This is a genomic window from Aeromonas sp. QDB30, from assembly GCF_027707645.1.
Taxonomy (GTDB): domain Bacteria; phylum Pseudomonadota; class Gammaproteobacteria; order Enterobacterales; family Aeromonadaceae; genus Aeromonas; species Aeromonas caviae.
The window spans coordinates 37,169-55,349 of the sequence record NZ_JAPCIY010000002.1 but is presented as its reverse complement, the minus strand read 5'-3'; the positions used below and the strand labels follow the sequence as shown (position 1 = coordinate 55,349).

20 protein-coding genes and 1 other RNA gene are annotated in these 18,181 nt (G+C 59.6%); 14 read left to right on the top strand and 7 right to left on the bottom strand.

The annotated features are described in order from the left end of the window. Positions 1 to 38: 38 nt before the first annotated feature. The 3 genes from degS to PG896_RS00950 all read right to left on the bottom strand — a co-directional run bounded on the left by degS (position 39) and on the right by PG896_RS00950 (position 3,076). Positions 39 to 1,166: an outer membrane-stress sensor serine endopeptidase DegS gene (gene degS, locus PG896_RS00960; protein ID WP_010675858.1), complete on the bottom strand. Its 1,128-nt coding sequence runs from the start codon at positions 1,164 to 1,166 to the stop codon at positions 39 to 41. Positions 1,167 to 1,255: 89 nt separating this feature from the next. Beyond that, positions 1,256 to 2,614 carry a Do family serine endopeptidase gene (locus PG896_RS00955; protein ID WP_042015057.1) on the bottom strand — a complete coding sequence of 453 codons (1,359 nt, stop codon included), beginning with the start codon at positions 2,612 to 2,614 and terminating at the stop codon, positions 1,256 to 1,258. A gap of 81 nt (positions 2,615 to 2,695) precedes the next feature. After that, positions 2,696 to 3,076 (bottom strand): YhcB family protein, encoded by a 381-nt coding sequence (locus tag PG896_RS00950; RefSeq protein ID WP_010675856.1) that lies wholly within the window; start codon positions 3,074 to 3,076, stop codon positions 2,696 to 2,698. Between the two features lie 139 nt (positions 3,077 to 3,215). Between PG896_RS00950 and zapE the strand changes: the two genes are divergently transcribed. The 8 genes from zapE (at position 3,216) to PG896_RS00910 (ending at position 9,398) form a co-directional block, all read left to right on the top strand. Next, positions 3,216 to 4,310: a cell division protein ZapE gene (zapE, locus tag PG896_RS00945; RefSeq protein WP_262512580.1), complete on the top strand. Its 1,095-nt coding sequence runs from the start codon at positions 3,216 to 3,218 to the stop codon at positions 4,308 to 4,310. A gap of 266 nt (positions 4,311 to 4,576) precedes the next feature. Then, positions 4,577 to 5,005 carry a 50S ribosomal protein L13 gene (gene rplM, locus PG896_RS00940; RefSeq protein WP_005336289.1) on the top strand — a complete coding sequence of 143 codons (429 nt, stop codon included), beginning with the start codon at positions 4,577 to 4,579 and terminating at the stop codon, positions 5,003 to 5,005. A 14-nt stretch (positions 5,006 to 5,019) separates the two neighbouring features. Continuing rightward, positions 5,020 to 5,412, top strand: a complete 393-nt coding sequence (rpsI, locus tag PG896_RS00935; RefSeq protein ID WP_005336286.1) for a 30S ribosomal protein S9 — start codon at positions 5,020 to 5,022, stop codon at positions 5,410 to 5,412. Between the two features lie 299 nt (positions 5,413 to 5,711). Then, entirely contained in the window at positions 5,712 to 6,302 is a 591-nt protein-coding gene (gene petA / locus PG896_RS00930; RefSeq protein WP_010675854.1) for a ubiquinol-cytochrome c reductase iron-sulfur subunit, read from the top strand. Between the two features lie 2 nt (positions 6,303 to 6,304). Continuing rightward, the gene (locus PG896_RS00925) at positions 6,305 to 7,522 is read left to right on the top strand and encodes a cytochrome b (RefSeq protein WP_010675853.1); all 1,218 of its coding nucleotides are present in this window, start codon (positions 6,305 to 6,307) and stop codon (positions 7,520 to 7,522) included. Then, positions 7,519 to 8,253 carry a cytochrome c1 gene (locus tag PG896_RS00920; RefSeq protein WP_201872170.1) on the top strand — a complete coding sequence of 245 codons (735 nt, stop codon included), beginning with the start codon at positions 7,519 to 7,521 and terminating at the stop codon, positions 8,251 to 8,253. Before PG896_RS00925 ends, PG896_RS00920 begins: the two co-directional genes overlap by 4 nt. An 87-nt stretch (positions 8,254 to 8,340) precedes the next feature. Then, positions 8,341 to 8,970: a stringent starvation protein SspA gene (gene sspA, locus PG896_RS00915; RefSeq protein WP_039040485.1), complete on the top strand. Its 630-nt coding sequence runs from the start codon at positions 8,341 to 8,343 to the stop codon at positions 8,968 to 8,970. After that, positions 8,967 to 9,398, top strand: coding sequence for a ClpXP protease specificity-enhancing factor (locus PG896_RS00910; protein ID WP_185367287.1), 432 nt, complete (start codon positions 8,967 to 8,969; stop codon positions 9,396 to 9,398). Before sspA ends, PG896_RS00910 begins: the two co-directional genes overlap by 4 nt. Before the next feature lie 43 nt (positions 9,399 to 9,441). On the opposite strand, the gene dolP is transcribed toward PG896_RS00910, so the two are convergent. From dolP to PG896_RS00890, 4 genes are read right to left on the bottom strand one after another with little or no spacing between them, the layout of a single operon-like run. After that, the gene (gene dolP / locus PG896_RS00905; RefSeq protein ID WP_103858098.1) at positions 9,442 to 10,020 is read right to left on the bottom strand and encodes a division/outer membrane stress-associated lipid-binding lipoprotein; all 579 of its coding nucleotides are present in this window, start codon (positions 10,018 to 10,020) and stop codon (positions 9,442 to 9,444) included. Positions 10,021 to 10,024: 4 nt separating this feature from the next. Continuing rightward, on the bottom strand, positions 10,025 to 10,615 hold the full coding sequence (locus tag PG896_RS00900; RefSeq protein ID WP_010675848.1) for a D-sedoheptulose-7-phosphate isomerase: 591 nt from the start codon (positions 10,613 to 10,615) through the stop codon (positions 10,025 to 10,027). Between the two features lie 9 nt (positions 10,616 to 10,624). After that, positions 10,625 to 11,020: a YraN family protein gene (locus PG896_RS00895; protein WP_080770042.1), complete on the bottom strand. Its 396-nt coding sequence runs from the start codon at positions 11,018 to 11,020 to the stop codon at positions 10,625 to 10,627. Further along, positions 10,938 to 12,728, bottom strand: coding sequence for a penicillin-binding protein activator (locus PG896_RS00890; RefSeq protein WP_223952598.1), 1,791 nt, complete (start codon positions 12,726 to 12,728; stop codon positions 10,938 to 10,940). Before PG896_RS00890 ends, PG896_RS00895 begins: the two co-directional genes overlap by 83 nt. Before the next feature lie 199 nt (positions 12,729 to 12,927). Here PG896_RS00890 and rsmI point away from each other — a divergent pair, with 199 nt between their 5' ends. The 6 genes from rsmI (at position 12,928) to PG896_RS00860 (ending at position 18,135) form a co-directional block, all read left to right on the top strand. Continuing rightward, a complete protein-coding gene (gene rsmI / locus PG896_RS00885) occupies positions 12,928 to 13,761 on the top strand; it encodes a 16S rRNA (cytidine(1402)-2'-O)-methyltransferase (protein ID WP_270835303.1) in 834 nt (277 codons plus the stop codon). A gap of 62 nt (positions 13,762 to 13,823) precedes the next feature. Further along, an RNA gene (gene rnpB / locus PG896_RS00880) (RNase P RNA component class A) lies at positions 13,824 to 14,210 on the top strand. Between the two features lie 446 nt (positions 14,211 to 14,656). After that, on the top strand, positions 14,657 to 15,115 hold the full coding sequence (mraZ, locus tag PG896_RS00875; RefSeq protein WP_039040489.1) for a division/cell wall cluster transcriptional repressor MraZ: 459 nt from the start codon (positions 14,657 to 14,659) through the stop codon (positions 15,113 to 15,115). Beyond that, complete coding sequence (gene rsmH, locus PG896_RS00870; RefSeq protein ID WP_109421765.1) at positions 15,116 to 16,054, top strand: 16S rRNA (cytosine(1402)-N(4))-methyltransferase RsmH; 939 nt, start codon at positions 15,116 to 15,118, stop codon at positions 16,052 to 16,054. It begins immediately after the preceding gene. Between the two features lie 3 nt (positions 16,055 to 16,057). Then, positions 16,058 to 16,372 (top strand): cell division protein FtsL, encoded by a 315-nt coding sequence (gene ftsL, locus PG896_RS00865; RefSeq protein WP_010675842.1) that lies wholly within the window; start codon positions 16,058 to 16,060, stop codon positions 16,370 to 16,372. Continuing rightward, positions 16,369 to 18,135, top strand: coding sequence for a peptidoglycan glycosyltransferase FtsI (locus PG896_RS00860; protein WP_010675841.1), 1,767 nt, complete (start codon positions 16,369 to 16,371; stop codon positions 18,133 to 18,135). Before ftsL ends, PG896_RS00860 begins: the two co-directional genes overlap by 4 nt. The last annotated feature ends 46 nt before the right edge of the window (positions 18,136 to 18,181 follow it).

The following is an 18,181-nucleotide window of genomic DNA, read 5'->3' as shown; positions in this document are numbered from 1 at the left end:
AAAAAAGGGCCTTGTCGGGCCCCGCGAGGATCCGCCCTTCAGGTGGCGGGTGCCGCACTGCTGGTCGGCAGGGTCTGATTCTGGTAGCGCAGGTCCTCTTCGATGATGACATCGACGTCCAGCGGCTTGCCGTTGCGGATCACCGAGATGGTGAGCTTGGTGCCGGGGCGGCTCTCGACGATCTTGTCCATGACGGGACGCACGCCGGTGATGGCCTCTCCGTTGATCTTGAGCAGCACATCCCCACGTTTGAGACCGGCCTTGGTGGCTGGGCCATTGGGATCCAGGCTCTCCACCACCAACCCCTGCAAGTCCCCCAGGTTCAGCATGCGCGCGACGATGGGATTGATCTCGACGCTGGAGATGCCGAGGTAGCCGCGGATGACCCGACCGTTGGCGATCAGCTCGTCCATGATGCGCTTGGCCAGCTTGTAGGGGATGGCAAAACTGATGCCATAGCTCTCCTGATTGCCGTTGAGGTGGTAGGCGGCGGTATTGATACCCACCAGATCGCCACGGCCATTGACCAGGGCGCCTCCGGAGTTGCCCTCGTTGATGGCGGCATCGGTTTGCAGCAGATCCTGCCGGCCGTTGCTGTCCGGCCCCATGCTGGAGAGGCCGATACGCCCGGTGGCGCTGATGATGCCCTGGGTGATGGTCTGGCCGACGTTGTAGGGGTTGCCGATGGCGAGCACCACGTCTCCCACGTCCGGCAGACGATCCGGGTCCTGAGGGATCACCGGCAGGTTGTCCGATTCGATGTAGAGCACCGCCAGATCGGTCAGTTTGTCGGTGCCGACCAGCTCTGCACTGAATACCCGACCATCTTGCAGGGCGACGATGATCTGGTCCGCATCGGCGATGACGTGATAGTTGGTGAGCACGTGACCGCGCTGGTTCATGATGACGCCGGACCCCAGCCCCTGGGGTCTGAGTTCGGCTTTTTCACCGCGATTGCCGGCGAAGCTGCGGGTGTAGATGTTGACGACGGCAGGGCCGGCACGATGGGCCGCGTAGGAGAAGCTCAGCTCGCGGGCATTGGTGATGAGGCCCGGCAGGGGGGCGCCGCCGCGAAAATTGGGAAACACCAGCAACAAAAGCGCAGCCATGGCGAGGCCAAAGCCGACGGACTTGCCCAAGTAGCTGATCAGAGGTGGGATTTTCATGTCTTTCTCGTCCGTACAGGCTGCGGGCAGAGAATAACATTATCGATGGATAAAAATCACCCGCGGCGGTTGCCGCGGGTGTGAGGGGCTTAACGGATCACCAAATAGAGCGAGGAGTCACCGCGCTGGATGTTCAGCGCCAGGACTTCCGGCTTGTTTTTCAACACCTTGGTCAGTTCACCCATGGAGTTGATGCGCTGGCGGTTGACCCCGATGATGATGTCGCCCTTTTGCAGGCCGGAGGCGGCTGCCGGTGAGCGGGGATCGATGTCGGAGACGGCCACGCCGGTCACGGGGTCCGTGGTGGTGCTCAGCTTGGCCCCTTCCAGTGCCGGATGCAGGGCGCTGGCCAGGATCTCGCTGTCATCCGCTTTCTTCAGGGTGACCTTGACGGTCTGCTCCTTGCCGTCACGGATGAGGCCGAGCGAGACCTGCTTGTCGGCCCCCATGGTGGCGATTTTGGCACGCAGCTCGCCGAAGGAGCGGATGGGCTTGCCATCGATGCTGATGATGATGTCGCCTGCCTTGATGCCTGCCTTGGCGGCAGCGGAGTCAGGCATGACCTGGTTGACGAAGGCACCGTCCTTCTTGTTGTAGCCGAAGGTCTTGGCGATTTCGCTGGTGAGCTCGGTGCCGGTAATCCCCAGCTGGCCACGGCGCACTTCGCCGTATTTCACGATCTGCTCGGAGAGATCGCGCACCATGTTGGACGGGATGGCAAAGCCGATGCCGATGTTGCCGCCGTTGGGGCCCAGGATGGCGGTGTTGATGCCGATCAGCTCCCCGCGCAGGTTGAGCAGGGCGCCGCCCGAGTTGCCGGAGTTGATGGCCGCATCGGTCTGGATGAAGTTCTCCAGATTTTCGATGTTGAGGCCGCTGCGACCCAGGGCGCTGACAATGCCGGAGGTGACGGTCTGGCCCAGGCCGAACGGGTTGCCGATGGCCAGCGCGTAGTCACCGACTCTCAGCTCGTCGGAGTCGGCGAACTTGATCTGCACCAGATCCTCGGCCTTGATTTGCAGCAGGGCGATATCCGACTGTTTGTCTTCCCCTATTTTCTTGGCCGCATACTCACGGCCATCCTTCAGGTTGACCTTGATCTCGTCCGCCTCGTGGACCACGTGGGCGTTGGTGATCACGTAGCCTTTCTTGGCATCGATGATGACGCCGGAACCAAGCGCCTGGAAGGGCTGCTCGCTCACCTGCTCGTCAGGCATGTTGGGGCCGAAGAAGAAGCGGAATTGTTCCGGCAGGCGCTGGCGGGTGATCTTCTTGCCAGAGACAGAGATGTTGACCACGGCAGGGGTCACCTGCTCGAGGACGGGGGCCAGGCTCGGCATCTCCTGGTTGTTCGCCATCAGGGGCAGTGCGGCCTGCGCCGGTGCTGAGGACATGGCGATACCGACACTGAGGGCTAAGACACTGAATACAGAAAGAGATTTACGCATATGAGAAACAGCTCCCAGAAAAAGTTGCAGTGCAATCGTCAAGGTCTGACCACGATAAAGCGTAATTAGTTCAACCGACGATCAGCCCGGCTGCTTGAGCAGGCCGGACGCACCGGCGTAATCGCGGGGAGGAAGGCCCGGCTCCTCGCTGTTGGCGGCATCGCCTGTTTCTTCCACTTCGGGTTCGCGGAACAGTGGTTCCTGTACCTTGGCCAGGAACTTGCTCTGTTCCGCCATATGGCGATAAAGGGTCTGGTACTGTTCGGCCAGTTGCTCCATCAGGGCTGCGCTGTCGGCGAAGTGGGTGGTGATCTGCCCTTGGTAGCTTTCCAGCTCCTTGTGGGCTTTTTTCAGCTCCTGTTCCAGGCGTCCGGCATCCCGGCTACGGACAGAGAAGCGGCCGATCAGCACGCCGATGATCAGGGCGGCGATCGCCAGCAGGATCCCGTTAAACAGAGTCATAGAAGCTCCTTGTTACAGCTAACACGATGAATTTGAAGCGGTCGGATGGACCGCAACGCCTCGTTGGCACTATACCGTGCCCCCCGAGAGCGTGATACCATTTTGTCCCTCATTCAGGGACTTGGAGGCGGTTTACAGGATGACCCCGCAGCAAAAATATCAGCAGGATTTGCAGCGCCCCGGCTTTGTGGCCGATCCGGCCCAGGCCATGGCAGTCGCCCGCCTGGAGCGACTCTATCAGGATCTGTGCGCAAGCCCGACTCCGACCAGATCCCGTGGCCTGCTGGGTTGGCTGCAAAAGCCGAAAACCCGTGACCCCGTCCAGGGGTTATATATGTGGGGCGGTGTGGGCAGAGGCAAGACCTGGCTGATGGATACTTTTTTTGAGAGCCTGCCGGGGGAGCGCAAACTGCGCATCCACTTCCACCGTTTCATGCACCGGGTGCACTATGAGCTCAAAGGGCTGACCGGTCAGTCCGATCCGCTCAAGCTGATCGCTCGCAAGCTGGCCGATGAGACCGACGTCATCTGCTTCGACGAGTTTTTCGTCTCGGATATCACGGATGCCATGCTGCTCGGCACTCTGTTCCAGGAACTCTTTGGCCATGGCGTGGTGCTGGTGGCCACATCCAACATCCCCCCTCAGGATCTCTACCGCAACGGGTTGCAGCGTGCTCGCTTCCTGCCTGCCATCGCGCTTATCGAGCGCCACTGCGAGGTGATCAATGTCGATGGCGGTGTCGATTACCGGTTGCGAACCCTGGAACAGGCAGAGATCTATCACTTCCCGCTGGATGATCAGGCCAGGAGCAACCTGGATCGTTATTTCAGCCAGTTGACCGGGACTGGGCCGGTGACTGCCGCCGCACTGGAAGTCAATCATCGCCAACTGAGTGCACTGGGCGTGGGGGAAGGGGTGCTTTATATGGAGTTTGAACAGCTGTGCTGTACTCCACGGTCCCAGGGCGACTACATCGAACTGGCCCGTGAGTTCCACACCGTCCTGCTGGCCAATGTGCAACCCATGGGCAGCGGCACGGATGACGCGGCCCGCCGCTTCATCGCCATGGTGGACGAGTTTTATGAGCGGCACGTCAAGCTCATCATATCGGCGGCGGTCCCCATGACCGGGCTCTATGGCGAAGGCTTGCTGAATTTCGAATTCAAGCGTTGCCTTTCACGGCTTCAGGAGATGCAATCGCACGAATACCTTGCCAGAGTGCACCTTCCTTAGTCACAATACCGCGCCTGCCAGTCGGATGGGCATCTGCGGCAGGTAGGGCCGGGCGACATTTGCTAGCTTCATGGCAGTGAAATTAGCAGGTGATATTTAAGGCAACTTCACTTATAATCGCCCGGCCCACGTTACAGCTGTCGATAAGACAGCAACACTTTAAGCTTTACTTGTATTCGAAGGGGTACAGGTAGGCCATCGTTTGTTGTTTGTGGGAGAGCCCCCATAAGCAATTGGGTCTGTAACAGGTAATTGGGTTTAACTTAATGAAAACTTTCGTTGCCAAGCCAGAAACCGTAAAACGTGACTGGTACATTGTGGACGCAGAAGGTAAAACTCTGGGTCGTATCGCAACCGAGATCGCTGCTCGTCTGCGTGGTAAGCACAAAGCCGAGTACACTCCGCACGTTGACACCGGTGACTACATCATCGTTGTAAACGCTGAGAAGGTACACGTAACCGGTAAGAAATTTACCGACAAAATGTACCACGCTCACTCCGGTTTCCCGGGTGGTATCAAGTCCATCAGCTTCGACAAGCTGATTCAGCGTAAGCCGGAAATGGTAATCGAAGCTGCCGTCAAGGGCATGCTGCCGAAGGGCCCGCTGGGCCGTGCCATGTTCCGTAAGCTGAAAGTTTACGCAGGCGCAGAGCACGCTCATGCTGCTCAGCAACCTCAAGTACTGGATATCTAACGGGAACTGGCAACATGGCAGAAAATCAATACTACGGTACCGGCCGTCGCAAAAGCTCCACTGCTCGCGTATTCATCAAAGCGGGTAGCGGTAAAATCGTAATCAACCAGCGCTCCCTGGAGCAATACTTCGGCCGTCCGACTGCCCGCATGGTAGTTCGTCAGCCGCTGGAACTGGTCGAGATGACCGAGAAACTGGATCTGTACATCACCGTTAACGGTGGTGGCATCTCCGGTCAAGCTGGTGCGATCCGCCACGGTATCACTCGTGCTCTGATGCAGTACGACGAGACCCTGCGTTCCGAACTGCGTAAAGCTGGCTTTGTTACTCGTGATGCCCGTAAGGTTGAGCGTAAGAAAGTCGGTCTGCACAAAGCGCGTAAGCGTCCGCAGTACTCCAAGCGTTAATTCGCTTTTGGTACGCACTCTCAGGAGTGTCAAAAAAGCCTGGCAATTTGCCAGGCTTTTTTTATTGGTAATGTTACATGTGACAATGCTAAGCATACGTCACAAAAGACAAAAAATTGTGTATTTATTGTTTTTGCCCATCGACTCCCTTTCTTGTCAAATTGTTATCTTTTCTTTAAAATTTCCATGGTCTTTCTGTGTCAATTGCCACTCCGCTTCCATTGCAGTTGTCAGAGGGAGAGGAGAAGTAAACAGGGACACTATAAGAATGAGCGGAGTCCACATGGGAGAGTTTTTGGATGAGCAATGCGCCAGTTGATACCGGTCGCCGCAGATTTCTTACCTGGTCAACGGTTGCCGTTGGCGGTGTAGGAGCTGCTTTTACCGCAGTGCCGTTTATTAAGTCATGGAATCCGAGTGCCAAAGCCAAGGCGGCAGGCGCCCCGGTTGAAGTGGATATCAGCAAGCTGGAGCCGGGTCAGCTAATCCGCGTCGAGTGGCGTGGTAAACCGGTCTGGGTGGTGAAGCGTACCAAGCAGACGCTGGATGCTCTGGCTGCACACGATGACAAGCTGCGGGATCCTGCGTCAGACGAGCCACAGCAACCGGACTATGCCCACAATGGCTACAGATCCATCAAACCGGAAATCTTCGTGGCCGTTGGCATCTGCACTCATCTGGGATGCTCCCCTTCCTATCTGCCCGACAGCTTCGGCGAGCAGGTTCAAGGGGTAACTTCCGGCTTCTTCTGCCCCTGCCATGGCTCCAAATTCGACATGGCTGGTCGAGTGTTCCAGGGCGTCCCCGCACCGCTGAACCTGGTCATTCCGCCATACCAATTTCTTAGCGACACCACCATTCTGGTCGGTGCCGATGGCAAGGAGGCCTGACCATGTTTGCCAAACTCATGGGCTGGATCGATGATCGTTTCCCGCTCACGGCCATGTACAACGACCATATGGCCAAGTATCCGGCGCCCAAGAACCTGAACTTCTGGTACTTCTTCGGCTCGCTTGCCATGTTGGTGCTGGTCAACCAGATCATCACCGGCATCTGGCTGACCATGAACTACAACCCCTCGGCGGAAGGTGCCTTCGCTTCCGTGGAATACATCATGCGGGATGTGGATTACGGCTGGCTGCTGCGTTACATGCACTCAACCGGGGCATCCGCCTTCTTCATCGTGGTCTACCTGCACATGTTCCGCGGCATGATCTACGGCTCTTACCAGAAGCCACGGGAACTGCTGTGGATCTTCGGCATGCTGATCTTCCTGGTACTGATGGCCGAGGCCTTCATGGGTTACCTGCTGCCCTGGGGGCAGATGTCGTTCTGGGGGGCCCAAGTCATCATCTCGCTGTTCGGTGCCATCCCCGTTATCGGTGACGATCTGACCCTGTGGATCCGGGGGGACTATGTCATCTCGGGTGCAACCCTGAACCGCTTCTTTGCCCTGCACGTCATCGCTCTGCCGCTGGTGCTGGTGATGCTGGTGGCCATGCATATCCTGGCGCTGCACGAGGTGGGCTCCAACAACCCCGATGGTATCGACATCAAGAAGCACAAGGACGAGAACGGCTGGCCACTGGATGCGGTCGCATTCCACCCCTACTTCACCGTGAAGGACATGATCGGGGTAGCCGGTTTCCTGTTCTTCTTCTGTGCCATCATCTTCTTCAAGCCGGACATGTGGGGCTATTTCCTCGAGAAACCGAACTTTGAGGTGGCCAACGGCCTGAAGACACCGGCGCATATCGCTCCGGTCTGGTACTTCACCCCCTTCTACGCCATCCTGCGTGCGGTGCCGGACAAGCTGCTGGGGGTCATCATGATGGGCCTCTCCATCGTGGTGCTGTTCCTGTTGCCCTGGCTGGATCGCTGCAAGGTGCGCTCGGTGCGTTACCGCAGCACCCTGCACAAGCTGAACATCGCCCAGTTCGTGGTCTGCTTCATTATCCTGGGGGTGCTGGGCGTGCTGCCATCAACCCCGACCCTGACGCTGATTGCACAACTCTGTACTCTGGGTTATTTCGGATTCTTCGTCCTGTTGTTCTTCTACAGCAAGAATGAGAACACCAAGCCGCTGCCGGAGAGGGTGACATTCAAATGAAAAGAATAATTTTTGCAGTGCTGGCCCTGCTGCCTGGTCTGGTGTTGGCCTCTGGCGGTGGCTTCCCCCTCGACAAGGCGGAGTACGATCTGAGTGACAAGGCATCCCTGCAACGGGGGGCCGCCACCTTCATGAATTACTGTGCCGGCTGTCACTCCACCCAGTACCAGCGTTATAACCGGGTGGCGGCCGACATCGGTATTCCGGACGATCTGATGAAGGAGAACCTGGTCTTCACCGGCGCCAAGATCGGCGATCTGATGAAGAGCACCATGTCCGAGAAGGATGCTGCTCGCTGGTTCGGTGCGCCGCCCCCCGACCTGACCCTGGTTGCCCGGGTGCGTGGTGCAGACTGGATCTACACCTATCTGCGTTCCTTCTACGTGGACGAAACCCGTCCATTCGGGGTGAACAACGCCGTCTTCCCGTCCGTGGGTATGCCCCATGTGCTGGAGCCGTTGCAGGGGACGCCCCGCGCCGAGTTCGAGACGCACACCCTGGATGGCGTGGAGATGCAGCAAGTCGTCAGCATCAAATCTGACGGCAACGGTGAAATGAACAACGAAGAATATGATCAGACGGTACTGGATCTGGTAAACTTCTTGGTCTACTCGGCTGAGCCGGTGCAGCAGGAGCGCGAACGCATGGGCTTCTGGGTACTCGGATTCATCGCTATCTTCTTCATCTTCACTGTGCTGTTGAAGAAGGAATTCTGGCGCGACGTTCACTAAGCGACCAGATCGGAGTAATATGACGCACGGCAATGAAGACAGACATGCTTCATTGCCGTTTCTGCTTTTTAATGACGGGAGGGTTCAATGGCTGTAGCTGCCAATAAGCGTTCGGTAATGACGCTGTTTTCCGGTGCCAACGATATGTTCAGCCATCAGGTGCGTATTGTCCTGGCGGAGAAGGGTGTTAGCGTGGATATCTGCCAGGTTGATCCTGCCAACCTGCCGGATGAGCTGGCCGAGCTGAACCCGTACAACACTGTACCGACTCTGGTGGATCGCGAGCTGGCGTTGTACACCTCGCGCATCATCATGGAGTATCTGGACGAGCGTTTCCCGCATCCGCCCCTGATGCCGGTTTATCCGGTCGCGCGCGGCAACAGCCGTCTGATGATGCACCGCATCGAGCTGGACTGGTACTCTCTGGCCGACAAGATCATGGCGGGCACCGATACCGAAGCCGCCCGTGCCGAGCTGCGTGACAACCTGCTGGCCATCGCCCCCATCTTCGGCGAGATGCCCTATTTCATGAGCGAAGAGTTCGGTCTGGTCGACTGCTACATGGCGCCGTTGCTGTGGCGTCTGCCGAGCCTGGGCATCGATTTCACCGGCCGTGGCGCCAAAGAGCTGAAGGCTTACATGGTACGCCTGTTCGAGCGTGAATCCTTCCAGGCTTCCCTGACCGAGGCCGAGCGCGAGATCCGTGCCGGCGTATGAGCATGGAACCGACAATGACACCCAGTCGCCCGTATCTGCTGCGGGCGTTTTTTGACTGGTTGCTGGATAACGATCTGACACCCCATCTGGTGGTCAATGCCAACATTCCCCATGTGATGGTACCGATGCAGTTCGTGCAGGATGGCCAGATTGTTCTGAACATAGCCCCCCGGGCCGTGGGCCAGTTCCACATGGACAATGACGCTGTCAGCTTCAGCGCCCGTTTCGGTGGCGTATCGCAGCAGGTCTATATCCCCATGGCGGCCGTACTGGCCATCCATGCCAGGGAGAACGGAGTGGGGACCCTGTTCCCGCCGGAGCCCGGGTATGACCTCTGGCTGGAACAGGCACAGTCACCCACGTCGGTTGACCCCGAGCCGGAACCACCGCGCCCGAGCGGTCGCCCGACCCTGAAAGTCATCAAATAAAAAACGCAGCCTGAAGGCTGCGTTTTTTCATCCTGCCAGATGGTCAATTCTGGGCAAACTCGAAGGCTTTGATCACCTGCTTAACGCCGCTGACGTGGCGGGCGATTTCCACGGCCTGATCCCCTTCCTGGCGAGTGACCAACCCAATGAGGAACACCTCGCCATTCTCGGTGACAACCTTCACCTTGGCGCTATCGAAGTTCTTGGTGCCCAGCATGTCGGCCCGCACCTTGGAGGTGATCCAGGTGTCATTGCTGCGCACGCCGATACTGACTGGTTTGCCAAGGCGCAGCTCGTTGTAGACATGGCGAACCCCTTCAATCCGGCTCACGATTCTGCCCGCTTCCTGTTTGTAAGCGTCAGAGGGTGTCTGACCCACCAGCAGCACACGGCCGTTGTTGCTGTAGACACTGATCTTGCTGGCGGCGCTCAGGGGCTTGTTGTCGGCCAACAGGTTGGCGGCTTTCAGCTCTATGGTCTGATCGTCCCACTGGGCACCCAGGGTGCGGCGATCGCCGCTCGCCTTGGCGGTGCCAGCCGCGCCACCGACCACCACGGCAGCACAGCCTTGCAGCAGCAGGACGCCGGTCAGCAGGACAAGAGCGAGAATAGGCTTCTTCATGGTTTCAGTCTTCCTGTTGCGGGAAAAGTGTCTGGTCGATGAGATCACAGAGACAGTGCAGGGTCAACAGGTTCACTTCCAGAATACGAGGACGGCGAGCGGAAGGAACGCGGATCTCCACGTCATTGGGGCCCAGCAGACCGGCGATCTCTCCCCCGTCTCCGCCACCGAGAACAATGATGGTCATGTCGCGGGAGAGGGCGGCCTCCGCAGCCTTGATGAGGCTGCGGCTGTTGCCTGTCGTGGTGATGACCACCAGGATGTCGCCTGGTTGTCCCAGAGCACGTATCTGTTTGGCATAGACCTCTTCGAAACCGTGATCCGTGGCGATGGCGCTGATGGTCGCCATGTCGGGCGTCAGGGCGAGACCGGGCAGGGACGGGCGAGGCGTTTCATAGCAGTTCACCAGTTCGGAAATGAACAGCTGTGCCAATGCCGAGGAGGGACCATTGCCACATGCCATCACCTTGTGGCCATTGAGCAGGCAGATGGTCAGCATCTGGGCTGCCGTATGGATGGCATCCGGCAGTGCTTCGGCGGCAGCTATCTTGGTCTGGATGCTCTCGGTGTAATTCTCTTTGATGGGATCAGTCATGGGGTCCTCTTAAAACGCGTTCTGGATCCAGTCCGGCTGGTCGCCCTCGAACGCGATCACATCGAATCGACAGGCCTGGTTGGCCTCATTGATGGCATGTTGCTTGAAATAGTGGCGCGCGGCCAGCACGATCTTGTGCTGCTTGCGCCGGGTGACCGAGCTGGCGGCACCGCCATGAGTGGCGTTGGCGCGATATCTCACTTCAACGAACACCAGGGTCTCCCCCTGGCGCATGATGAGATCGATCTCGCCGCCACGGCAGCGGTAGTTGCGGGTCACGGGTTGCAGGCCGCGGGCCTGCAACCAGCGTTCCGCTATTTGCTCAAAGTGTTGTCCCTTGCTCGTCGCTGCCGACGGCAACAGGTTCAACCACTGCTGGTGAAGTTGTGTCAGTAGCCTCTTCATGAGTCGCATCCTCCAGCTGGGGGGCGGCGCTGTCGCTGACCAGCTTGCCATTCTGGTAGGTGGCCCAGTCCAGCATGCGCACTATGTTGCCCTGGGGATCCACGCTCAGCTGGCCGCTCATGCCGGGTTGCTGCATGGCATTGACCTTGCGCATTTGCGGCAGGTTGCCTGCCAGGCTGACGGCATCGTAGCCGAGGGCGAACAGGCGCAGCAGGTCGCCCTGGGTCTGGGGCCAGAGCAGGGCAATCTGTTCACGCTGCGTCTCGAAGCCACCCAGCAGCAGTGGCATGTCGGAGATATGCATGCCGTTGAGCTCGGATGCCACCTCGGTCGTCCCGCCGTCGTATCCCCGCGAGCTGCTGTAGATGGGCAGGCTGCCCATGGGATTGACCGAGATGTCCACATAGGGCTTGATCATCCGGGTCTCCAGGCTGTTGGCCACCACATAGACGGCGTCGATGCTGCGCGGCGCGGCATCAGACAGCTGGACAATCTCCCCGGCTCGTGCGGTGGAACGGCCGCTCAGAGCGTTCTTGACCATGCCCTGCACTTCGTTGCGCGCCCCGAAGGTGGCAACCACGGGCTTCTCCTGGCTGACGCCGGCCCAGGCCTGCTCAAACGCCTTGATACTGCTGTAGCCAATCCGGCCTTGTGCCGCGATCAGCAGCGGCTTGCGGTAGCCCTGACCATAGAGGTACTGGGCCGCCTGGCTCGCATCGGCAGCGGCGGAGAGTGAGAAATAGAAGGTGTTGTCGTTGACGATCGGCTTGTCCAGCTCGTTGAGCGCCAGCACCGGCACGGTCGGATTCGACTTGAGCAGCTCCTCCACCTGATCCTTGAGCAGGGGGCCGATGATCATGTTGGCCCCTTCCTGAATGGCCTGCTTGTAGAGGTCCCCCATCGCCTTGCCCTGGGTATCATAGAAGTTCAGGGTGAACTGGCTCTGATTTTCCTTGTAGGACATCAACATGCCGTTGCGGATGGCGGCGCCCTGGGCTTCCAGGTTGCCGGAGAGCGGCAGGAAGACGGCGATCTGCTGCAGCGAACCGTTGTCCGTGATAGCGAGATCCCCAAGGCCGGCAGGCATGTCGCTCTGGGCAGGGTGGTTAGGGAAGCTCTGCTTCCAGCCGGCAAGCTGGCGGGCCAGCTGGCTCGGCTGTGCCCCGAATTCGTTCACCAGCGCCGCAAGACGCAGCCAGCCGGTGGTCACATCGGGAGCTGGCTCCTCTTCGAGCGCCTGCAGGGTGGAGGGGGTCATGCTTTTCAGCAGTGACCAGATCTGCTGGTGATTGGTGGCCAGCTCATTCTTGGCCAGATAAGGTTCCAGCAGGATCAGCGACTTGGCCGCACCAAACTTGTTGTTGATGTCGAGCTGCAGCACCACACGCTGGCGGTACCAGTCCTTCTGGGTATCGGCATCCAGCACCACATCCGGCTTGCCTTCCAGCAGGATCAGCGCCTGGTTGGCGTTGCCCTGGGCGAGCAGCAGGTGTGCCTGCAGCAGTTGCAACTGCGCCTGCTGCTCCGGGCTCTTCGCCTGCTTCTGCAACTGCTGATACAGGGCGGCAGCCGGTTTGGCCTGGCCGAGCGCCAGATAGCTGCGCGCCGCCATCATCTGCCACACGAAGGCCTCTGCCGGTTTGGCGGGATCCACCTGCTCCAGATACCACTGGGCATTCTTGGTCAGATCCGAGAAGGCTGACGGCATGCCGGGTTGTCCGGAAGATTGATTGGGCTCCGACGCACAGGCGGCGAGCAGGACTGCCGCGAGTAGGATGCCGAAGAGTCGTGATACACTTAGCTGCTTTGTAACCCGGTTCAAGTTCATTCCCCGACCAGTGTTGAAATTCTCCATAGTGTAAACGGGCCAATATGGCGACACAATTGTCGGGACGCTCGGAGATCCCATGAGTGACATCCCAACCCTGTATATAGTCCCCACCCCCATCGGCAATCTGGCGGATATCACCCAGCGAGCATTGGACACTCTGCGCCGCGTCGATCTGGTGGCCGCCGAGGATACCCGGCACACCGGCATCCTGCTCGGCCACTACCAGATCTCGGTGCCGACCTTCGCCTTGCACGATCACAACGAGCAGCAGAAGGCGGACGTGCTGATCGGCCGGATCAAGGAGGGCAAGAGCGTGGCCCTGGTCTCCGATGCGGGCACGCCCCTCATCAGCGACCCCGGCTATCATCTGGTCACCCGTTGTCGCGAGGCCGGGGTCAAGGTGGTGCCGCTGCCCGGCCCCTGCGCCGCCATCACGGCGCTCTCGGCGGCCGGCCTGCCCACCGACCGCTTCGCCTTCGAGGGTTTTCTGCCCGCCAAGGCCAAGGGGCGGGATGATCGCCTGCAAGCCGTCATCGAAGACACCCGCTCCCTGGTGTTCTATGAGTCTCCGCGCCGGGTGCAGGAGACGGTGGAGGCCATCGCCCGCATCCTGGGGGAGCGCCAGGTAGTGGTGTGCCGCGAGCTGACCAAGACCTTCGAGTCCATTCACGGGCTGCCCGCCTCCGAGATGCTGGCCTGGCTCGGAGAGGACGATAACCGCTGCCGCGGCGAGATCGTGCTGGTGGTGGCGGGGGCCAGCAAGGAAGAAGAGGAGCTGCCGGCGGAGGCGATCCGCACCCTGGGGCTGCTGGTGGCCGAGCTGCCGCTCAAGAAGGCGGCGGCCCTCACCGCCGAGATCCACGGGGTGAAGAAGAATGCCCTCTACAAGTACGGTCTCGAGCATCATTAATTGCCGTAATCGGGAATTGCCGGTTTACCCCGTCCGCTTCACGAGGCTATAATCCGCGCCTCGGAGTTGGCTGGGCAATCGCTGCTTCGTCGTTGTGTCCCTCGGGACAGACGGGCGGAGGAGAGGAAAGTCCGGGCTTCATAGGGCAGGGTGCCAGGTAACGCCTGGGGGGCGCGAGCCTACGACCAGTGCAACAGAGAGCAGACCGCCGATGGCCCGCAAGGGATCAGGTAAGGGTGAAAGGGTGCGGTAAGAGCGCACCGCGCGACTGGCAACAGTTCGTGGCACGGTAAACTCCACCCGAAGCAAGACCAAATAGGCCCCTATTGGCGCGGCCCGCGTTGGGGGCGGGTAGGTTGCTTGAGCCAGTGAGCGATTGCTGGCCTAGAGGAATGATTGCTACCCGGGGCAACCCGGTACAGAACCCGGCTTACAGGCCGACTCCGACCTCTTTCCTGAAGAGCCTTGCGATTTATCGCAAGGCTCTTTTTATTAACCATAAAGTACTGCCTCGGTTGACTCGTGATATTTACTGTTGGGCTAGCTATGTTTAACAAATGTATTTTATATCAATCTGTTATGTGGAATTTTTCCATGTTCTGAATATCGTGATGGCGCTGGAGAAGCGCGGCCTGCATGGCTGATGTTTATTCGTGCAATTTGTCAGTTTTTTAATTGCTGAAAATTAATCGAGTTGCGGGTAACACAAATAACTTGTGGAAAATCAATTCATTTAATCGGTAGTCTCATCACGCTGCGTCAATATGTTCCCCATGCCCGAGATCCTTGCTTGAAAAGCCCCCTGCTCGTCCTTAAACTTCATGGTGGAGAAAAGTGGATCAAAGTGGTTTTATTGGGCATCTAGCCCCCATAACTCACCTTCGGGGACTGCAATTTGTTGCGTGGCGCTCACGCCATCAGCCTGGACAGCAAGGGGCGGTTGGCGATTCCGACCAAATTTCGTGATTGGCTGCGCGACGAATGCGACGGCCAGCTGGTCTGCACCATCGACATCGCCCATCCCTGTCTGCTGCTTTATCCCCTGAATGAATGGGAAGAGGTGGAGCGCAAGCTGAAGACCCTTTCCAGCACCAACCCGGCGGAACGCCGCCTGCAGCGTCTGCTGCTCGGCCACGCGGCCGAATGCGAACTGGATGGCAATGGCCGTCTGCTGCTCAGCCAGCCGCTGCGCAGCCATGCCGGGCTGGACAAGAAAGTCATGCTGGTGGGCCAGCTCAACAAATTCGAGCTGTGGGATGAAGCCCGCTGGCAACAACAGATCAACGACGACATCCTGGGCCTGCCCGAGGACGACTGGGCAAGTTCACCACGACTACAGGATTTTTCTTTATAAATGACCCAAGCCGCTGAACACATCACAGTGCTGTTGCACGAAGCCGTCGAAGGGCTGGCCATCAAGCCGGACGGTATCTACGTCGACGGTACCTTTGGCCGGGGTGGTCACTCTCGTCTCATTCTCCAGCATCTGGGCCCGAACGGCCGTCTGATCGCCATCGACCGGGATCCCCAGGCCATTGCCGAGGCGGCCAAGATCCAGGATCCCCGTTTCGAGATCGTGCACGGTCCCTTCTCCGGCATCACCCGCTATCTGACCGAGCGCGGCCTGCTGGGCAAGGTCGATGGCTTCCTGCTGGATCTCGGTGTCTCCTCCCCCCAGCTTGACGATGCCGAACGTGGCTTCAGCTTCATGAAGGACGGCCCGCTCGACATGAGGATGGATCCCACCTCCGGTCAGAGCGCCGCCGAGTGGCTGGCCCGTGCCGATGTGGACGACATCGCCTGGGTGCTGAAAACCTTCGGTGAGGAGCGCTTCGCCAAGAAGATTGCTCGCGCCATCGTACACGATCGGGTGACCGAGCCCTATGTGCGCACCCGCCAACTGGCGGAGATGATTTCCCGGGTCAACCCGAGCAAGGAGAAGGGCAAGCACGCGGCGACCCGCAGCTTCCAGGCCATCCGCATCTATATCAACAGCGAGCTGGACGAGATCGAAACCGCCCTCAACGGCGCGCTGGACGTGCTGGCTCCTCACGGCCGTCTCTCCGTCATCAGCTTCCACTCTCTGGAAGATCGGCTGGTGAAACATTTCATTCGCAAGCACGAGAAAGGTCCTGAAGTACCCCACGGCATCCCCCTGACTGAAGCCCAGCTTGCCGGTGGTCGCAAGCTGAAGTCGATCGGCAAGGCGCTCAAGCCTTCCGACCACGAGGTCAATGAAAACACCCGGTCCCGCAGTTCGGTGCTGCGGGTCGCAGAGCGTCTTGCGGAGTAAACGATGAGCGACGTGCGCGTTCACCTCGCCAGGGAGATCGTTGCGGATCTCTGGCGCCACAAGTTGCAGGTCCTGTTGACCGTCGCCGTGCTGGTCACCGCCTTTGCGGTGATCCTGGTGACCAACATGACCCGGGGTCTGACGGCCAAGCAGAACGATCTGATGGCGGAGGAGGACAGGCTCAACATCGAGTGGCGCCACCTCTTGCTGGAACAGGGCACATTGGCTGAGCACTCCCGGGTGGCGAGTCTGGCCATGGACAAGTTGCAGATGGCTCGTCCCCTGGTGACCACTGAAAAGGTAATTACACAACCATGACACGCAAGGCCGCCACCAAGGCTCCGGCAAAGGACAAAGCCAAGGCGAAAGCACCCTCACTCTACCCGTGGCGCTTTCGTACCCTGGTTTTCTTCATCGGCATCGCGTTTGCGGGGCTGATCCTGCGGCTGGCCTGGATCCAGGTGATCGATCCGGACAGACTGCGCCAGGAGGGGGATATGCGCTCCCTGCGCACCACCTCCACCCAGGCGGTGCGCGGCATGATCACGGACCGCAATGGCGAACAGTTGGCGGTATCCGTGCCGGTCGAAGCGGTCTGGGCCGATCCCAAGACGGTGCACGAGTCCGGTGCCATCCACAACGAGCGTGCCTGGCTGGCACTCTCCGCCGTGCTCAAGCTCGACATCAACACCCTCAAGCATCGCATCGCCAACCCGAGCAAGCGCTTCGTCTATCTGCAGCGACAGGTGACGCCTGCGGTGGCCGAGTACATCAAGGGGTTGAAGCTGGGGGGCATCTATCTGCGCCCCGAGGCGCGCCGTTTCTACCCGACCGGCGAGATAAGCTCCCACCTGGTGGGGGTGACCAACATCGATGGCAGCGGCATCGAGGGGATTGAGCGCAGCTACAACGAGTGGCTGACCGCAACCCCTGGCGAGATGCGGGTGCGCAAGGACAGGCAGGGCCGCGTCATCGAGCGCCTGGGCCTGGTGAAAGAGGGCAAGCACGCCAACGATCTGCAACTGAGCATCGATCAGCGGGTGCAGGCGCTGGCCTATCGCGCCCTCAAACGGGCTACCGACGAGAACAAGGCCACCTCCGGCTCCATGGTGATGCTGGATGTGAAGACCGGCGAGGTGCTCGCCATGGTCAACACCCCCTCCTACAACCCGAACAACCGCGGCCAGTACCAGAGTTTCCGGGTGCGAAACCGGGTGGTGACCGATACCTATGAGCCGGGCTCCACGGTCAAGCCATTGATTTTGCTTAGTGCCTTGCAAGCCGGTGTCACCAGCTGGAAGGACTTCATCCCGGGCGGCCCCCTCTTTATCGGGGCCAAGCAGATCCGTGACGTGAGTATCCACAAGGCGACCAACCTGTACGACATCCTGCGCTACTCCTCCAACATCGGCATGTCGCGCATCGCGCTGCGGATGCCGGCCCAGGAGATGATCAATACCCTGAGCATGGTGGGATTCGGCATGGACACCGGCAGCGGCCTGATGGGGGAGAGCAGCGGCATGCTGCCCCAGCGTCGCCGCTGGTCCGACATCGAGCGAGCCACCCTGTCGTTCGGTTATGGTCTGCGAGTGACCCCGCTGCAGCTGGCCTCCGCCTACGCCACCCTGGCCAACAAGGGCAAGCGGGTGCCGCTCTCCATCATCAAGGTGACCAAGCCGCCCAAGGGTGAGCAGGTCATCGATCACAACAACGCCGCTGCCATGTTGCAGGCGCTGGAGTACGTGGTCAGCAATGCCATTCCCAAGGCCCAGATCCCCGGTTATCGGGTCGGTGGCAAGAGTGGTACCGCCAAGGTGGCCGTGGCTGGGGGCTATGGCAAGGACTACATGGCCTGGTTTGCCGGTTTCGCGCCAGCCAGCAATCCCCGTTTCGTCATGGTGGTGGTGATCAACGAGCCCAAGGGGGATGCCTACTACGGCGGTGCCGTGGCGACCCCGCCCTTTGCGGAGGCCATGGGAGGCGTGTTGCAGCTCTTCAACATCCGTCCCGATGCGATCCCGCCCGAGGTGCCCGCCAAGCTTGCCCGCACGGAGGCCAACAATGGCGCACCGCGTACTTGACGGGCATCCGGTTTTTTCCATCGGCCCCGCTGCTGTCGGGGCGTTT